The sequence below is a fragment of the Micromonospora sp. SD12 genome, assembly GCF_052068495.1.
GTDB lineage: Bacteria > Actinomycetota > Actinomycetes > Mycobacteriales > Micromonosporaceae > Micromonospora > Micromonospora echinofusca.
On record NZ_JBQHDF010000005.1, the window covers coordinates 135157 to 150369 of the forward strand.

General features: G+C 73.3%; 11 protein-coding genes and 1 pseudogene. 8 read left to right on the forward strand and 4 right to left on the reverse strand.

Translation table 11 applies throughout. The features are described 5' to 3' along the window. The first annotated feature begins 20 nt into the window (after window positions 1–20). Window positions 21–1574, forward strand: a complete 1554-nt coding sequence (gene guaA, locus ACTMS2_RS12905; protein ID WP_441175568.1) for a glutamine-hydrolyzing GMP synthase — start codon at window positions 21–23, stop codon at window positions 1572–1574. 7 nt (window positions 1575–1581) lie between these two features. On the opposite strand, the gene ACTMS2_RS12910 is transcribed toward guaA, so the two are convergent. After that, complete coding sequence (locus ACTMS2_RS12910; RefSeq protein WP_441175569.1) at window positions 1582–1887, reverse strand: PspC domain-containing protein; 306 nt, start codon at window positions 1885–1887, stop codon at window positions 1582–1584. A 144-nt stretch (window positions 1888–2031) separates the two neighbouring features. Here ACTMS2_RS12910 and ACTMS2_RS12915 point away from each other — a divergent pair, with 144 nt between their 5' ends. The 3 genes from ACTMS2_RS12915 (at window position 2032) to ACTMS2_RS12925 (ending at window position 5318) form a co-directional block, all read left to right on the forward strand. After that, a complete protein-coding gene (locus ACTMS2_RS12915; protein WP_441175570.1) occupies window positions 2032–2979 on the forward strand; it encodes an NUDIX domain-containing protein in 948 nt (315 codons plus the stop codon). A 129-nt stretch (window positions 2980–3108) separates the two neighbouring features. Next, entirely contained in the window at window positions 3109–4035 is a 927-nt protein-coding gene (locus ACTMS2_RS12920; RefSeq protein ID WP_441175571.1) for an NUDIX hydrolase, read from the forward strand. A 362-nt stretch (window positions 4036–4397) separates the two neighbouring features. Next, the gene (locus ACTMS2_RS12925) at window positions 4398–5318 is read left to right on the forward strand and encodes a CDP-alcohol phosphatidyltransferase family protein (RefSeq protein WP_441175572.1); all 921 of its coding nucleotides are present in this window, start codon (window positions 4398–4400) and stop codon (window positions 5316–5318) included. A gap of 66 nt (window positions 5319–5384) precedes the next feature. On the opposite strand, the gene ACTMS2_RS12930 is transcribed toward ACTMS2_RS12925, so the two are convergent. From ACTMS2_RS12930 to ACTMS2_RS12940, 3 genes and pseudogenes are all read right to left on the reverse strand, one after another. Continuing rightward, complete coding sequence (locus tag ACTMS2_RS12930) at window positions 5385–6638, reverse strand: phosphatidylserine decarboxylase (protein WP_441175573.1); 1254 nt, start codon at window positions 6636–6638, stop codon at window positions 5385–5387. Window positions 6639–7311: 673 nt separating this feature from the next. Next, window positions 7312–7557 (reverse strand): annotated as a pseudogene (locus ACTMS2_RS12935) (hypothetical protein); the annotation flags it as partial. Further along, window positions 7554–9218, reverse strand: coding sequence for a PspC domain-containing protein (locus ACTMS2_RS12940; RefSeq protein WP_441175574.1), 1665 nt, complete (start codon window positions 9216–9218; stop codon window positions 7554–7556). The gene ACTMS2_RS12940 and the pseudogene ACTMS2_RS12935, both read right to left, overlap by 4 nt. A 171-nt stretch (window positions 9219–9389) precedes the next feature. Between ACTMS2_RS12940 and ACTMS2_RS12945 the strand changes: the two genes are divergently transcribed. From ACTMS2_RS12945 to ACTMS2_RS12960, 4 genes are all read left to right on the forward strand, one after another. Then, a complete protein-coding gene (locus ACTMS2_RS12945) occupies window positions 9390–10658 on the forward strand; it encodes an ATP-binding protein (protein ID WP_089003206.1) in 1269 nt (422 codons plus the stop codon). Next, window positions 10655–11341, forward strand: a complete 687-nt coding sequence (locus ACTMS2_RS12950) for a response regulator (RefSeq protein ID WP_088998445.1) — start codon at window positions 10655–10657, stop codon at window positions 11339–11341. The genes ACTMS2_RS12945 and ACTMS2_RS12950 overlap by 4 nt, the downstream gene beginning before the upstream one ends. Before the next feature lie 190 nt (window positions 11342–11531). Then, the gene (locus ACTMS2_RS12955; RefSeq protein WP_441175575.1) at window positions 11532–12692 is read left to right on the forward strand and encodes a Cys-Gln thioester bond-forming surface protein; all 1161 of its coding nucleotides are present in this window, start codon (window positions 11532–11534) and stop codon (window positions 12690–12692) included. An 838-nt stretch (window positions 12693–13530) separates the two neighbouring features. Beyond that, the gene (locus ACTMS2_RS12960) at window positions 13531–15174 is read left to right on the forward strand and encodes a peptide ABC transporter substrate-binding protein (RefSeq protein WP_441175576.1); all 1644 of its coding nucleotides are present in this window, start codon (window positions 13531–13533) and stop codon (window positions 15172–15174) included. Window positions 15175–15213: the final 39 nt, after the last annotated feature.

A 15213-nucleotide genomic window follows, 5' to 3' on the forward strand; every position in this document is an offset into this window, starting at 1 on the left:
CGTCGGTAGGATCTGCTGCCATGAGCACGCCTCGCCCCGTCCTCGTGGTGGACTTCGGAGCCCAGTACGCCCAGCTCATCGCGCGTCGGGTGCGTGAGGCCAACGTCTATTCCGAGATCGTGCCGCACTCGATGCCGGTCGCCGAGATGCTGGCGAAGGACCCGGCCGCGATCATCCTGTCCGGCGGCCCGTCGAGCGTCTACGCGCCGGGCGCCCCGCAGATCGACGCCGGCATGTTCGACGCCGGGGTGCCGGTCTTCGGCATCTGCTACGGCTTCCAGGCGATGGCCCAGGCGCTCGGCGGCACGGTGGCCCGCACCGGCAACCGCGAGTACGGCGGCACCCCGCTGCGCGCCCGCCCCGAGGCCGGGGTGCTGCTACGCGAGCTGCCCGACGACCTGCCGGTCTGGATGAGCCACGGCGACTGCGTGACCGAGGCCCCGGCGGGCTTCACGGTGACCGCCGAGTCGGCGGGCGCGCCGGTCGCCGCGTTCGAGGACGTGGCCGGCCGCCGTGCCGGCGTGCAGTTCCACCCGGAGGTCGGGCACACCGCGCACGGCCAGGAGATGCTGCGCCGCTTCCTGCACGACATCGCCGGCATCGAGCCGACCTGGACGCCCGAGAACATCATCGACGAGCAGGTCGCGCGCATCCGCGAGCAGGTCGGCGACAAGGAGGTCATCTGCGGCCTGAGCGGCGGGGTCGACTCGGCCGTCGCCGCCGCGCTGGTGCACCGGGCCGTCGGCGACCAGCTCACCTGCGTCTTCGTCGACCACGGCCTGCTGCGTGCCGGCGAGGCCGAGCAGGTGGAGAAGGACTACGTCGCCGCCACCGGCATCAAGCTCAAGGTGGTCGACGCGGCCGACCGGTTCCTGGGCGCCCTGGCCGGGGTCACCGACCCGGAGCAGAAGCGCAAGATCATCGGCCGCGAGTTCATCCGGGTCTTCGAGGCCGCCGCGCGGGAGGTCGCCGCCCACGGCGACGTCGAGTTCCTCGTGCAGGGCACCCTCTACCCGGACGTCGTCGAGTCCGGCGGCGGCACCGGCACCGCCAACATCAAGAGCCACCACAACGTCGGCGGCCTGCCGGAGGACCTGAAGTTCGCGCTGGTCGAGCCGCTGCGCACACTGTTCAAGGACGAGGTCCGCGCGCTCGGCCTCCAGCTCGGCCTGCCCGAGGCGATGATCTGGCGGCACCCGTTCCCGGGCCCTGGCCTGGCGATCCGGATCATCGGCGCGGTCGACCGGGAGCGGCTCGACCTGCTCCGCAGGGCCGACCTGATCGCCCGGGAGGAGCTGACCGCCGCCGGCCTGGACCGCGGCGTCTGGCAGTTCCCCGTCGTGCTCCTGGCCGACGTGCGCAGCGTCGGGGTGCAGGGCGACGGCCGCAGCTACGGGCACCCCGTGGTGCTGCGGCCGGTCTCCAGCGAGGACGCCATGACCGCCGACTGGTCCCGGCTGCCCTACGAGGTGGTCGCCCGGATCTCCACCCGGATCACCAACGAGGTCGCCGAGGTCAACCGCGTCGTGCTGGACGTGACGAGCAAGCCGCCGGGCACGATCGAGTGGGAGTGAGCCCGCCTCACGCCGCCGGCGGGTAGGCCGGCGGTGCCGGCTGCGCGCCGTCGGCCGGCGACGCGGCCTGCGCCGGGTGCGGCCAGGCCGGCGCGTCGGCCGGCTCCTCGGGCATCAGGAACCACATGATCGGGTACGCGAGCAGCGCGAGCCCGCCGGTGAGCAGGCCGGCGACGGCGAAGACCACCCGGACCAGGGTGGGGTCGACGGCGAAGTACCGGCCGAGGCCGCTGGCCACGCCGGCGACCATCCGGTCCGTGACGGGCCGGCGGAGCTGCTTGTACGGGGGCTGGGGCGGGGCGGTGTAGGTCATGTCTCCACGGTCCGCGCCGGTCGTCGGGTCGGCCTCGGTGACCGCCCGGATCCCTACCCTGAGCCGGCCCTGAGGCGCGAGCATTCAGTCAGGAATCTGACTCTTTTCGATGGAGGCAACCTGGGCCGGGGAGAATTTGGCCCCGTGACCACCATGCTGGAGCCGCTCCGCAGAATCGCGGCATACGCAGTTTGTGCTGATTCAGTCGGCCGGGTGTTGCTGGTCCGCGCATCGGAGCGCTCCGGCACCCCGGGCACGTGGTCGCTGCCCGGCGGGGCGGTCGACCACGGTGAGGACCCCCACCACACCGTCGTCCGGGAGACCGCCGCCGAGACCGGCCTCTCCGTCACCGTCGCCGGCCTGCACGACGTGCTCGCCGACATGCGGGCGCTGCCGGAGCGGGGCATCACCATCCACACCGACCGCCTGATCTACCAGGTCTCGGTGCGGGGCGGGACGCTCGCCGACCGGGTCGACCGGCCCACCGACCTGGCCCGCTGGTTCACCCCGGCGGAGGCGCGCGAGCTGCCGCTGCGCTCGTTCACCGCCCGGGCGCTGGGCCTGCCCGCCTCGTCGGCCGACATCGTGCCGGACGAGGCGCCGGAGTTCCCCTCGTTCTACGCCGTGCCCGGCCCCGACGGGCTGCACCGGGCCCAGCGTTTCGCCGCGTACGCCGTGGTGACCGACCCGGACGGGCGGGTGCTGCTCACCCGCGTCTCCGACGGCTACCCGGGCGCGGGCTGCTGGCACCTGCCCGGCGGCGGCACCGACTACGGCGAGCAGCCCGGTGCCGCCCTGATCCGGGAGCTGGTCGAGGAGACCGGGCAGAACGGCCGCCTCGTCGAGCTGCTCGGCGTGGCCAGCCACCGCGATGCCGCCTCCCTCGGCCCGGAGGGCTACCCGATCGACTGGCACGGCGTACGCGCCTTCTACCGGGTCGTCGTCGACAAGCCCGCCCCGCCCACCGTCGCCGACGTCGGCGGTTCCACCTGCGAGGCCCGCTGGTTCGCCCGCGACGAGCTGGGCGCCCTGCCGACCGACCGGCTGACCGAGGTGACGGCGGAGGCCGTCCAGGCCGCCCATCTGGCCTGACTCTCCCACCCCCGCATCCCGTTCGCCGATCATGACCTCGACCGGGCGGCGCGCGAGCTGCGCTGCGACTAGCCTCATGATCGACGGGGCGACCCGGGATCGGCCGGGCAGGCGGGGGAGTGCGAGCGGGTGGAGCAACGGCGGCGGGTCGGCGCGTACGGGGTGTGTCGGCGTTCGGACGGGCGGGTGTTGTTGGCCCGCGGCTCGGGCTCGTGCCCGTTCCCGGGCGTCTGGCAGCTTCCCGGGGGCGGGGTCGAGCACGCCGAGCATCCGGCGCACGCGGTGGTCCGCGAGTTCGCTGAGGCGACCGGCCTCACGGTGGAGGTGGCGGGGCTGCGGGCCGCGCTCGCCGACGTGACGACCTTCCGCGACGCCGGCGTCGCGGTGCACACCGACCGCCTGGTCTTCGACGTCGGCGCGCGGAGCGGCGGACAGCGACCGGAGCAGGCCGGCGGCAGCGACGAGCTGGGCTGGTTCACGACCGACGAGGCGGCGGCGGTGCCGCTGATGCCGTTCACCGCCGAGCTGCTCGACCTGCCCGTGTCGCCCCTGCCGTCCGGTCTGCCCCGTTCGTCGGCGACCGAGCCCGCCGCCGCGCTCCCGCCCGACCGGAGGCAGCGTTTCGGGGCGTACGGCCTGGTCACGGACCCCGCCGGTCGGGTGCTGCTCACCATGATCGCCGACGGCTACCCGGGCGCGGGCCGGTGGCACCTGCCCGGCGGCGGGACCGACCACGGCGAGCAGCCGGTGTCCGCCCTGCTACGTGAGCTGGTCGAGGAGTCCGGTCAGCTCGGTCGGGTGGTCGAGCTGGTCGGCGTCGACAACCTGCACAATCCGGCCGCGCTGGGCCCGGAGGGGCGCCCGCTCGACTGGCACGGCGTCCGGGTGGTCTACCGGGTGGCGGTCGACCTGCCCACCGAGCCACGGGTGACCGAACTCGCCGGCGGCTCCACGGCCCGGGCGGCCTGGTTCACGCCCGGGCGGCTCGTCGGGCTGCCGCTGACCGAGATCGCCGTACTGGCGCTGGCCGGGGGGCCCGCCGCCGGCCGTCCGTAACCGGACATCGGCGTCCCTGACGCCCGCTCGCCGAGCCGGTGGAGACGGGGTCCGGTACATTCGATGTGGGGTTGGTGGAGGAAACGGGCGATGGAGCCCGGGATGGGAATAAGAGCGCGGTTCGAGCGGTTAGACCAGATATAAGTACCGCCGGCAGCTATCGCCAACCCCCGTTCCCCTATGCGATGGTGTACTCCGCAAAACGGCTGCCGGGCCAGAAAGGTCCGGCACGAGACAGCCGGACACCCGCCCTCGCGGCGGTAAGCCGATCCGGTGATGGAGGAAACGTGCCGAGAGCCCCATGGCGCCGGCGTCGTACCACTGACAGTCCGCGTCCCGCAGGGCGTCGTTGGGCGGGCCCGTTGCGCCGCAGCAGCACGTTCGCCCGGCAGGTGCTGCTGGTCCGGGTGGGGCGCCGCGACGGTGACCTGCACGGAGGCAGCGACCTGTCGATGCCCGAGCACCGCTACGCCGACCGGCCACGCCGCCGCAACGGGCTGACCCGCGTCGAGCGCGCCGAGGTCGCCTCGATCGTCCCGGTCAGCCCCGCCCTCGGCCCCACGACACCGGTCGACGACGATGCCGCGATGTCGATCCCGCTGCTTCCGGGCGAGCGTACGGTCGCCCGCCGGATGAAGTTCGCGGTGGTCAACGCCTGCACCCTCAGCAGCCTGATGCTCGGCATGCTGGCCATCTTCCTGGCGATGCAGGGCGAGGTGCGCGTCGCCGCGCTCTTCCTGATCGCCTGCGTCATCTTCGACGGCCTCGACGGCGCGCTCGCCCGCAAGTTCGGCGTGGCCAGCCCGTTCGGCGCGCAGATGGACTCGCTGGCCGACATGTGCTCGTTCGGCCTCGCCGCCCCGGTGGTCGTCTACGCCTCGCTGGCCGGCTCGGTCTCGACACCGGCCGCCGCGGTGGCCTGTGCCCTCGTGGCGGCGTGCGCGGCGATCCGGCTCGCCCGGTTCAACGTCTCGCCGAAGGACGGCCGGTTCTTCTGCGGCGTGCCCACCACCATGGCGGCCGCCGTGCTCGCCCTGACCGTCGCCATCGGGCTGCCCGTGCCGGGCATCGTCCTGGTCGCCGGCGTGGCGCTGCTGGCCTTCGCCATGGTCTCCAGCTTCCCCTACGCGAAGCTCGCGCGGCTGGTGAAGCTTCCGCCGTGGCTGTGGCTGGCCCCGGTGATCGGCGCGCTGATCGACATCCGGCTCACCTTCGCCCTGATCGTGGTCGGTTACCTGGTCAGCGGCCCGGTGCTCTGGCTGCGTCAGCGTCGCACCGCCTGAGGCACGTACGCGAGAAGGGGCGCCGCGATCCGCGGCGCCCCTTCTTCGTGTCGTCCGTCCGGTCCGTCAGCGCCAGCGGGCGATGACGCTCGAACCCCCGACGACCTTGTCCCCGGGGCCGACCAGCGGCTCCGCGGCGTCGGCCGGCAGGTAGACGTCGGTGCGCGAGCCGAACCGGATCAGGCCGAAGCGCTCACCCCGGGCCAGCAGCGCGCCGATCGGCGCCCGCTGCACGATCCGCCGGGCGATGAGGCCGGTGCGCTGCGCCACGACCACCGTGCCGTGCGCGGTGTCCAGCACCGTGTAAGCGGCCGCGTTGTGCTCCGCCGCCGGCTTCATGGCGTTGGCGAAGCCACCGTCGGCGACGAAGTAGTCGACCACCTTGCCGGCCACCGGGGCACGGTTGACGTGCACGTCCAGCACCGACAGGAAGACCGCGATCCGCAGCCACTCGCCCTCGCCGAAGCGCTCGTCGTGCAGCCGCTGCACCGACAGCACCCGACCGTCGGCCGAGGCGACCACCGCCGACGCGTCCTCCGGTACGTCGCGCTCCGGGTCCCGGAAGAAGGCGGCCACCGGGGCGGCGGCCAGGGCCGGGAGCAGCCAGAGCTTCGACTTCGGCCGGGTGGCCCGGGCCACCGCGGCCAGGCCCAGCGCGATGCCGGCCGCGGCCACCCCGTTGGAGTCGATGTGCATGCCGCGGGTCAGCGGGACGCTGGACGGGCGGTACGCCGGGGCCAGCCCGACCGCCGACGCGGCGTCGGCCGGCGTGTAGCGGAGCCGGTACACCCGCAGCGGTGGCGTGTTGCGCAGCACCAGGTCGACGCCGACGCCGTACAGCGCGCCCTGCCGCTCCAGCTCGGCGGCCGCGCCCGCGGTACGTCCCGGCGTGGCGGTCGTGGCAACGCTCAGCACCGCGCCGTCGGTGAGGTACTTCGTCAGGCCCTCGACGGTGGCGCGGGTCTCGTCGGCCGTGCCGGTGAGCGGCTCCGCGGCGACGACCACCGCGGCGGGCTCGGCCTCGGCGAGGGTGTCGACCACGCGGACCCGGTCGGCCACCCAACGGCCCTGGGCGGTGACGTGCTCGCGCAGGGCCGCCGCGGAAGCCGAACCGGCGGGCACCAGGGTGAGGGTGTCGCCGGGCAGCAGCGCGTCGATCGCCGCGGCCAGCACCGCGGACTCGGGCGTCGCGCCGACCAGCAGCGCGGCCTTCGGGTCGTTGATCCGGGCGAGCTCGGAGACGAGGGTACGGGCGGCTCGCTCGCCGATGCGGACCGGACCGGAGCGGCCGGAGGTGCGCACGGCGGGGGACTGCGTCATGTCGGACGGACTCCTGACGGGGTAGAGACGGGAATCGCGGCGGGACCGCCACGGCGGCGCGGTCCGGCCGGCGCGGCGCCCCGGTCGGCGCGGGCCGGCCGGCGGAGGGCGAGTTCTCCACGGCCAGCATAGGCCGCCGCCGACAGCGTCCGCACCGCTGTGGTCAGCCGCGCGGGCGTTCCTCGTCGGCGGGCGGCCGGTCGGTGCGCCGCTGCGGCGCGCCCTCGTCGGCGGCGCGGTCCTCCACCGCCTCGGGCCGGACGTCGGTGGCGGCCTCCGTCGGCCACTCGTCGGCCTCGTTCCCCGCCCGCAGCCCGCCTGTCGCCGGCCCGTCCGTCGTCTGCCCGGTGGTCGTCGGACCCTCCGCCGTCGGCCCGCCGGCCCCCGGACCCTCCGCCATCGGTCCGGCGGCCGTCGGCTCCTCCGTCGTCGCTCCGCTCGGCGGCCATCCGGCCGTCGTCGGTGCGCCGGTCGTCGGCGCGGAGACGTCCCACTCGGACCGCGTGCCCCAGTCGGTCGGTTCGCCCCAGTCGGAGCGCCGGCCGCCCCACGCCGTCGGCTCGTCGGCCGGCGCGGGCCGGTCGAGGTCCCAGCGGGTCGGGTCGACCTCGGCGGGCTGGTCCGTCCCCACCCGGCCCGACGGCTCCGGCGGGGCCGAGTCGGAGCCGGCCGGCTCCGAGGCTCCGGGGCCGTCGTCGGGGGCGGCGGCGTCGCGTCGCGGGGCCGTGTCGGCGGGCCGCCCGGAGCGCAGCGCGCCCACCAGGCCCAGCAGGCCGATCAGGATCAGGGCGCCGGCCAGGAACCACCCCACCGCCGGGAGGGCGAGCCCGAGCAGTTGCGCGAGCAGCCACCACGCGGCGAGGCCGAGGAAGATCAGCCCGAAGGCGAACGACACGATGTCGGTGCGGTGGGCCTTCACCGGGTCACCTCCAGGTTGCCGGCGTTGACGTGGATGTAGAGCCGTAGCGCGCCGCCGCCGGTGCCGTCCGGGCCGAGGTCGGTGGTCTCCCGCAGCTCGCCGGCGAGCCCGCCGGAGCGCTTGCCGAAGACGAGCGCGTCGCCGGCGTTGACGTCGGCCACGGTGGTGACGTCGACGTTGGGCGGCACGACCACCGTGCACTCGCCGAAGTTGACGGCGACGGTGATCTCGGTGTTCTTCTTGTCGAAGTCGACCGCGCGCAGGTCCAGCACGGTGTCACCGAAGCTGTTCTCGTACCGCAGGGCCAGGTCGCGGTGGTCGGTGGGCGCCCAGGTGACGTTGCCGTCGACGCCCCGGATCCGGTCGTAGGACTCGGCGACGGTGGCCACCCCGAGCGCGGCGGCGGCCACCACGCCGAGCGCGATCAGCCAGCGGGCCCGCCCGAACCAGGTGCCGACCAGCAGCCCGAACCCGATGGTGGCCAGCGTGGCGGCGAAGTACGCCGACGCCCCGACGTCGAAGACGTCCAGCAGGTCGACGACGGCGACCACGCCCAGGGCGAGGAAGATCAGCGAGAACGTCACCGCGCCGAGCGGGGAGCGCTCGCGGGGTCGCTTCGGCGGCTTCACCCGCGGCTTCGGTGGCGCCGGTGGCACGGGGGTCTGCGCGGCGTACGGGCCGTGCGGGGCGAAGGGGGGCCGGTAGCCCGGCGGCAGCGGCGGGGCGACCGGGCGAGCCGGTGCCCCCGACGTCGCGGCGGGCCAGCCCGAGGTCGGGGCGGGCCAGCCCGAGGTGGGCGGGGCCGGCGGCCAGCCGGCGGTCGGCGTACCCGTCGAGGGGCGGGCGGGCGCGGCCGGGGCGGCCGGCGGCCAGGCGGGCAGCCCGGCGGTCTGGTCGGCCGGCGGGGTGGGGACCGGGGCGCTCCAGGCGGCCTGGGTGGCGGTCGCCGGCGGGGCCGGGACCGGGCCCGCGCCGGGGGGCACGGTCACGGTCGGCGGGGCCGCGTACGCGACCGGGGCGGGATGGGTGACCGGCGGCACCGGCCCGGGCGGGGCACCGGGCGACACGGGGCCGACCGGAGCCTGCTGGGCGCCCCTGTTGTCGCGGTTGAGCAGCAGCGCGCCGCCGACCAGGATGGTGGCGCCGAGCAGCACCGCCCGGAACGCGTCCGTGACGATGTAGCCGAAGCTGATCGCGACCAGGATGCTCAGCACGATCACGGTGACCGGGGACATGCTGGACCGGCCCCGGCCCAGCATGGACTCGACGGGGGAGGCGCTGTCGCCCTCGCCCGGGATGATCAGCCACGCGGTGACGTAGACCAGGATGCCGATGCCGCCGAAGAAGCCGAGCACCGCCAGCAGCACCCGCCAGAGGACGGGGTCCGTGTTCGTGGCCCGGCCGATCGCCGCGCAGACGCCGGCCAGGTAGCGGCCGTCGCGGGGGCGCACCAGCCCGTACCGCGAGGTGAAGCCGGCGCCGCCGAACGACGGCTGCGGTCCGGGGCCGGGCCCGGGTGGTGGCGGCGCACCCGCGCCCCCGGCGGCCGGCGCGGCCACGGGCGGCGGTGTCGCAGAGCCGCCGGGCGGCGTCGCGGCGGCCGGTGGCCCACCCGGCTGTGCCGCCCCGGGACCGGCGGACTGGGCAGCTTCCTCGTTCATGCCTCGATCCTGCTGCCCCGACCCGCCGGACGGCCTCAGGAGCCGACCCTGACCCCACCCTGAGATCCCGGTGGCCCGAATGTCGGGGGCGTCCCCGTGGTCGGGCGACGGCGCGCCGTGTGACGATCGACCCGGCGCCGGCGACGGACCGTCGCCCGCCGCGTGCCCGTCGTGACCAGGGAGTCTCCGATCAGTGCCGTGACCCAGCCACCGCGCCTCTACCGCGCCCCCGAGCACCGGATGGCCGCGGGGGTGGCCGCCGGCATCGCCGACCACCTCGGCATCTCGGTGCTGCGGGTACGCGTCGCCTTCATGGTGCTGCTCGGGCTGAGCGGCCTCGGCCTGCTGCTCTACGCGGCCTTCTGGGCGGTCGTGCCGCTGCGCCCGGGCGACACCGCCGTACCGCCCCGCAGGGACGTCGCCCAGCTGCTGCCGTTCGTGGTGATCGGCCTCGGCGTGCTGCTGGTGCAGGTGATGGTCTTCGACTCGATCGGCGCGGCGGGCACCGCCGGCTGGCTGGTTGCGATCATCGCGGTCGGCGCCGGCGTGATCTGGCACCAGTCGGCCCCGGAGCGGCGGCGGCAGTGGGGCGACTCCATGCCGGTGCCCTGGCTTGGCGCGGTCGTGGAGGAGAGCGACCGGCGGGCCTTCGTGCTCCGGTTCATCGGCGGCGGGGTGCTGGTCGCGGTCGGCATCATCGGCGTCGCCGCGGTCTACTCCCCGGCGCAGAACTTCGACGCCGTGCTCAACGGCGTGATCTTCGCCCTGGTGGGGCTCGCCGGGGTCGGCGTGGTGGCCGCGCCGGTGCTGTGGCGGACGTACAACCAGCTCCGCTCGGAGCGCGAGGGGCGCATCCGCGAGCAGGAGCGGGCCGAACTGGCCGCCATGGTGCACGACCAGGTGCTGCACACCCTGGCCCTGATCCAGCGCAACGCGAGCGACGTGAAGACCGTCCAGCGGCTCGCAAGGGGGCAGGAACGCTCGCTGCGCAACTGGCTCTACAAGCCCACCGGCTCGCCCACGGAGCGGTTCGCCGCCGCCCTGGAGCAGGCCGCGGCCGAGGTCGAGGACACGTTCGCGATCACCGTGGAGGCGGTGGTGGTCGGCGACCGGGAGACCGACGAACGGGTCGGCGCGCTCGTGGCGGCGGCGCGCGAGGCGCTGGTGAACGCCGCCCGGCACGCGGGGGTGCAGACCGTCTCGCTCTATGCCGAGGTCGAGCCCGAACAGGTCAGCGTCTTCGTCCGGGACCGGGGGAAGGGCTTCGACCCGGATACGGTGGAGGATCACCGCCACGGGGTCCGGGGTTCGATCATCGGGCGGATGAAGCGGCACGGCGGCCGGGCGGAGATCCGCTCCGGGCCGGGGGAAGGGACCGAGGTCCGGTTGATCCTGCCGATCAGCCGGGACTCGGCAACGGCGGAAAGGGACAAGGGATGACCGAGCAGTCGATGGAACCGGTCGAGGGGGCTGCTGCCCGTACCGAGCGGCTGCGGGTCTTCCTCGTCGACGACCACGCCATGTTCCGCGCGGGGGTCCGCGCCGAGCTGGGCGCGCACGTCGAGGTGGTGGGGGAGGCGAGCACCGTCGGCGAGGCGGTCACCCGGATCGCCGTCACGCTGCCCGACGTGGTGCTGCTCGACGTGCACATGCCCGACGGCGGCGGCCGCGCGGTGCTGGAGGCGATGCGGCGTACCCACCCGCAGGTCAAGTTCCTGGCGCTGAGCGTCTCGGACGCGGCGGAGGACGTGATCGGGCTGATCCGGGCCGGCGCGCGGGGCTACGTCACCAAGACGATCTCCCCGGAGGAGTTGGCCGCCGCGGTCCGGCGGGTGGCCGACGGCGACGCGGTGTTCAGCCCCCGGCTGGCGGGGTTCGTGCTCGACGCGTTCGCGGCCCGTCCGGACGCCCCGGTGGCCGACCCCGAGCTGGACCAGCTCACCAACCGCGAGCGCGAGGTGCTGCGGCTGCTCGCCCGGGGGTACGCCTACAAGGAGATCGCCAAGGAGCTCTACATCTCCATCAAGACCGTGGAGACGCACGTGTCGAACGTGCTGCGCAAGCTCCAGATGTCCAACAGGTACGAGTTGTCCCGCTGGGCGGCCGACCGTCGGCTCGTGTGATCCATTTCTTTTCCCCGTCATTTGGGACGGAAGTGACGAATGTGGCCCACAGGGGCTGACAAACGATCAACTGACGTCACATAATGCCCCGTCGCGTTCTCGCGTGCGGGTGGTGCGCATCCCGCGGGAACGGCGGCTTCACGCAACCCGCCGTGCGCGGGTCACCCCTGGGGAGAGGTGCACGAATCTGATGTTCGGACAACGAGGACGGCGCTGGGCGCGGATCGCCCTGGCGACCGTCGCCGGTGGCGCGCTGGCACTCGGCGCGGTGGCGCCGGCCGCCGCCGCCGACAAGACCGGCGTGGCCAAGTCGGTCAAGGGCAGCAACGTCACGCTCATGCTCAACGGGCAGCCGAAGAGCACCGGTGCGCTGGCGCTCAAGATCGATGGCAAGCTCGTCCCCGCCTTCTGCATCGACTACCACACCAACGTGGCGATCGACGGTAAGTACAAGGAGGGCACCTGGGACGAGTCCCAGGTGAAGAACCTCGGCAAGGTGCAGTGGGTGCTCACCCACGGCTACCCGAACGCCGACGCCGCCAAGCTGCTGGCCGCCGCCGGCGCCACCGCCCCGGCGAAGGCCGACGCCGACAAGCTGCTCTACTTCGGCACCCAGACCGCCATCTGGAACTTCAGCGACGGCGTCAAGCTGGGTGACTGGGTCGACAACTCGAAGCTGCTCGGCAAGAACCAGTACGACGTGGTCAAGAAGGTCCACGACTACCTGGTCGCCAACGCCACCGACCAGCCCGAGCCGAAGGCCGAGCTGAGCGTCGACCCGGCCAGCGCCAAGGCCACCGTCGGCGAGAAGGCCGGCCCCTTCACCGTCAAGGGCCCGGCGGGCGAGATCACCGTCGCGGTCGACGGCGGCTCGGCGGTCGACGCCGAGGGCAAGCCGGTCACCACGACCACCAACGGCGGGCAGTTCTGGCTGGTCGCCGACGGTGCCGGTGAGGTGAAGGTGACCGTTTCCGCCCAGGACTCGGTCTCCTTCGGCCGGGTGTTCCTCTTCACCGGCGAGCGCGCCGCGCAGAAGCTGATCCTCGGTGGCAGCACCGGCGCCACCGTGACCGCCAAGGCCGAGGCCGCGTTCACCGCCGCCCCGACCGAGTCGCCGTCGCCGAGCGCGCCGGCGGAGTCGCCGTCGCCCAGCGCCCCGGCGGAGTCGCCGTCGCCGAGCGCCCCGGTCGACAGCCCGGCCCCGTCGACCTCGCCCGCGAGCAGCGGCGGGGACCTGCCGCTGACCGGCTCCCCGATCGCCGCCTCGATCGCCGCCGGCGTGGCGCTGCTGGCCGCCGGCGCGGTCGCCGTGCTGCTGTTCCGCCGTCGCAAGCTGCGCTTCACGGCCTGATCGACACCCGTTCCACGGCCCCGGCCCCGGCACCGCCCGCGCGGTGTCGGGGCCGTCCGCTGTCCGGCCTACCCGGCGTGTCGGATCGCCGGGACCACCCACGGCTCCAGCCCCGCCGGAGGCGACCGCACCACGCTGATCGACGCCGCCATCGGCCGACTCCTGCGCGGTGACCGCGCCACGGCCCTCGGCCAGCGGTAGGGGATCGGCGCCGCCCTTCGCCGCGCGGGCGTCGTGCCGCAACCGTCGGGTCACCCTGGGTGACAGGCGGGTACGCGACGTCGATGGCCTCGTCCACCCAGGTGGCGATGGTGCCCGCACAGCCGGGGTCGGCATCCTCCGGATGGGCAAAAACGGCCAACGCCCGGACGGCGTCCGTGAGCGCCGGAGCGGGCGCGGGGAAGGTCACAGCCGCAGCCTCCACGCCCGGGCCGGCGCCCCCGCCGAACCGTGTCTTTCCTGCTCAGAGCGGTACGACCGGCGTAGATCATGATCTTTTTTCAAGTATCGGCAACGTGGCGACCAACTAACGGCTTGATAACGGCACCTTCACGGAACGGGCCGGTGGGTGTCACAGTGGCAGCACCTCACCCCTCATGTGAGGCACTCCGTACGGCCTGACGACCATGGGATCCGCCTGTTGACGGTGCTCCGTGGTGGTCTCGTGTGCGCGGTGCCGAGCGTCAAGGGCGGGGCGGCCCGGCGGATTCGTACAACATCTTGTCCCGAATTCTCTGCGGTGAAACCGGCTCCCGCGGTGCGGGCGCCGGACGTGTCACCCCCCAACGTGCGTGATACCCACGACGGAACCAGGTTCAGAAAGAGGAGGCCCCTCGGAATGAGAGTCTCGAAGCGGGCAAGCAGCGCGGTCGCGCTGGGCGCGGCGTTCGCGCTCGTCGCGTCCGGTTGCTCGAGCAGTGACAGCGACGGCGGCGACGCCGGCGCGAGCTCGGACGGCGCGATCACCATCGACGGCACGCAGCCGGAGGTCGGCCTGGTCCCGTCGAACACCACCGAGACCGGTGGTGGGGCGATCATCGACTGGATCTGGACCGGTCTGGTCGAGTACCCGAACGACGGCAGCGCCCCGCGCAACGCGGTCGCCGAGTCGATCGAGACGACCGACTCCAAGGTCTACACGATCAAGATCAAGAAGGACACGAAGTTCCACGACGGCACCGTCGTCAAGGCCAAGAACTTCGTGGACGCCTGGAACTGGGGCGCCTACTCGCCGAACGGCGCGCAGAACGGCAGCTTCTTCGGCGACATCCAGGGCTTCGCGGACGTCCACACCGAGGACCCGGACGGCGCCGAGGGCCCGCAGAAGGCCCCGGAGCCGAAGGCCAAGGAGATGTCCGGCCTGAAGGTCGTCGACGACTTCACCTTCGAGGTCACCCTCGCGGCGCCGACCGCCGTGTTCCCGACCAAGCTCGGCTACAGCACCTTCATGCCGCTGCCGGACGCGTTCTTCACCCAGGGCGCCGAGGCGTTCGGCAAGAAGCCGATCGGCAACGGCCCGATCAAGTTCGTGTCGTGGGAAGACGACGTCCAGATCAAGCTGACGCGCTTCGATGACTACTCCTTGAACGACAAGATGAAGATCAAGGACGTCAACATCAAGCTCTACCAGGACGACACGGCGGCGTACAACGACCTGCTCGCCGGCAACCTGGACTTCCAGCAGCAGGTTCCGGTCTCCGCGATCGCGGGCGACAAGTGGAAGACCGACCTGGCTGACCGGGCCATCCCCTCCACCACGCCGTCGACCGGCATCATCGCCTTCCCGATCTACGACAAGCGCTTCCAGAACCCGAAGCTGCGTCGGGCGATCTCGATGTCGATCAACCGCCAGGAGATCAGCGACAAGATCTTCTTCGGTTCGCGCAAGCCGGCCGACAGCTGGGCCAACCCGCTGACCCCGGGCGCCAAGGCGGGCAACTGCACCGCGTGCCAGTTCAACGTCGAGGAGGCCAAGAAGCTCCTCGCCGAGGCCGGTGGCTTCTCCGGCGAGCTGGTCATGTTCTACAACGCCGACGCCAGCCACAAGGAGTGGATGGAGGCCGTCGCGCAGCAGGTCAAGACGAACCTCGGCATCAACGCCCGCGCCGAGGGTGTCCCGACCTTCGCGGTGTTCCGCCAGAACATCAACGCCGGCAAGATGACCGGCATGTACCGCGCCGGCTGGCAGCAGGACTACCCGGACGTGGAGAACTGGGTCGGCCCGCTCTACGTGACCGGCGGTTCCTCGAACGACGGCAAGTACAGCAACCCGCAGGTCGACGCGCTGGCCAAGGAAGCCGCCTCCGCGCCGAGCCTGGAGGCCTCGCACGCCAAGTACGCCGAGGCGGTCGCCCTGATCGACCAGGACGTCCCCTCGATCCCGGTCTACTTCGGTGGTCAGCAGTCCGGCCACTCGGAGAAGATCAAGAAGCTCGAGCTCTCCAACGTCGGTGAACTCGACCTCACCTCGGTCGAGCTCTGATCCGAACGGTCTGACCCCGGGTCGGGCTCACCTACCGGT

Excerpts from the sequence above, each read along its gene's own strand:
- guaA (WP_441175568.1), top strand. The coding sequence starts at position 21 with ATGAGCACGCCTCGCCCCGTCCTCGTGGTGGACTTCGGAGCCCAGTAC.
- ACTMS2_RS12910 (WP_441175569.1), bottom strand. The coding sequence starts at position 1,887 with ATGACCTACACCGCCCCGCCCCAGCCCCCGTACAAGCAGCTCCGCCGG.
- ACTMS2_RS12930 (WP_441175573.1), bottom strand. The coding sequence starts at position 6,638 with ATGACGCAGTCCCCCGCCGTGCGCACCTCCGGCCGCTCCGGTCCGGTC.
- ACTMS2_RS12940 (WP_441175574.1), bottom strand. The coding sequence starts at position 9,218 with ATGAACGAGGAAGCTGCCCAGTCCGCCGGTCCCGGGGCGGCACAGCCG.
- ACTMS2_RS12950 (WP_088998445.1), top strand. The coding sequence starts at position 10,655 with ATGACCGAGCAGTCGATGGAACCGGTCGAGGGGGCTGCTGCCCGTACC.
- ACTMS2_RS12955 (WP_441175575.1), top strand. The coding sequence starts at position 11,532 with ATGTTCGGACAACGAGGACGGCGCTGGGCGCGGATCGCCCTGGCGACC.
- ACTMS2_RS12960 (WP_441175576.1), top strand. The coding sequence starts at position 13,531 with ATGAGAGTCTCGAAGCGGGCAAGCAGCGCGGTCGCGCTGGGCGCGGCG.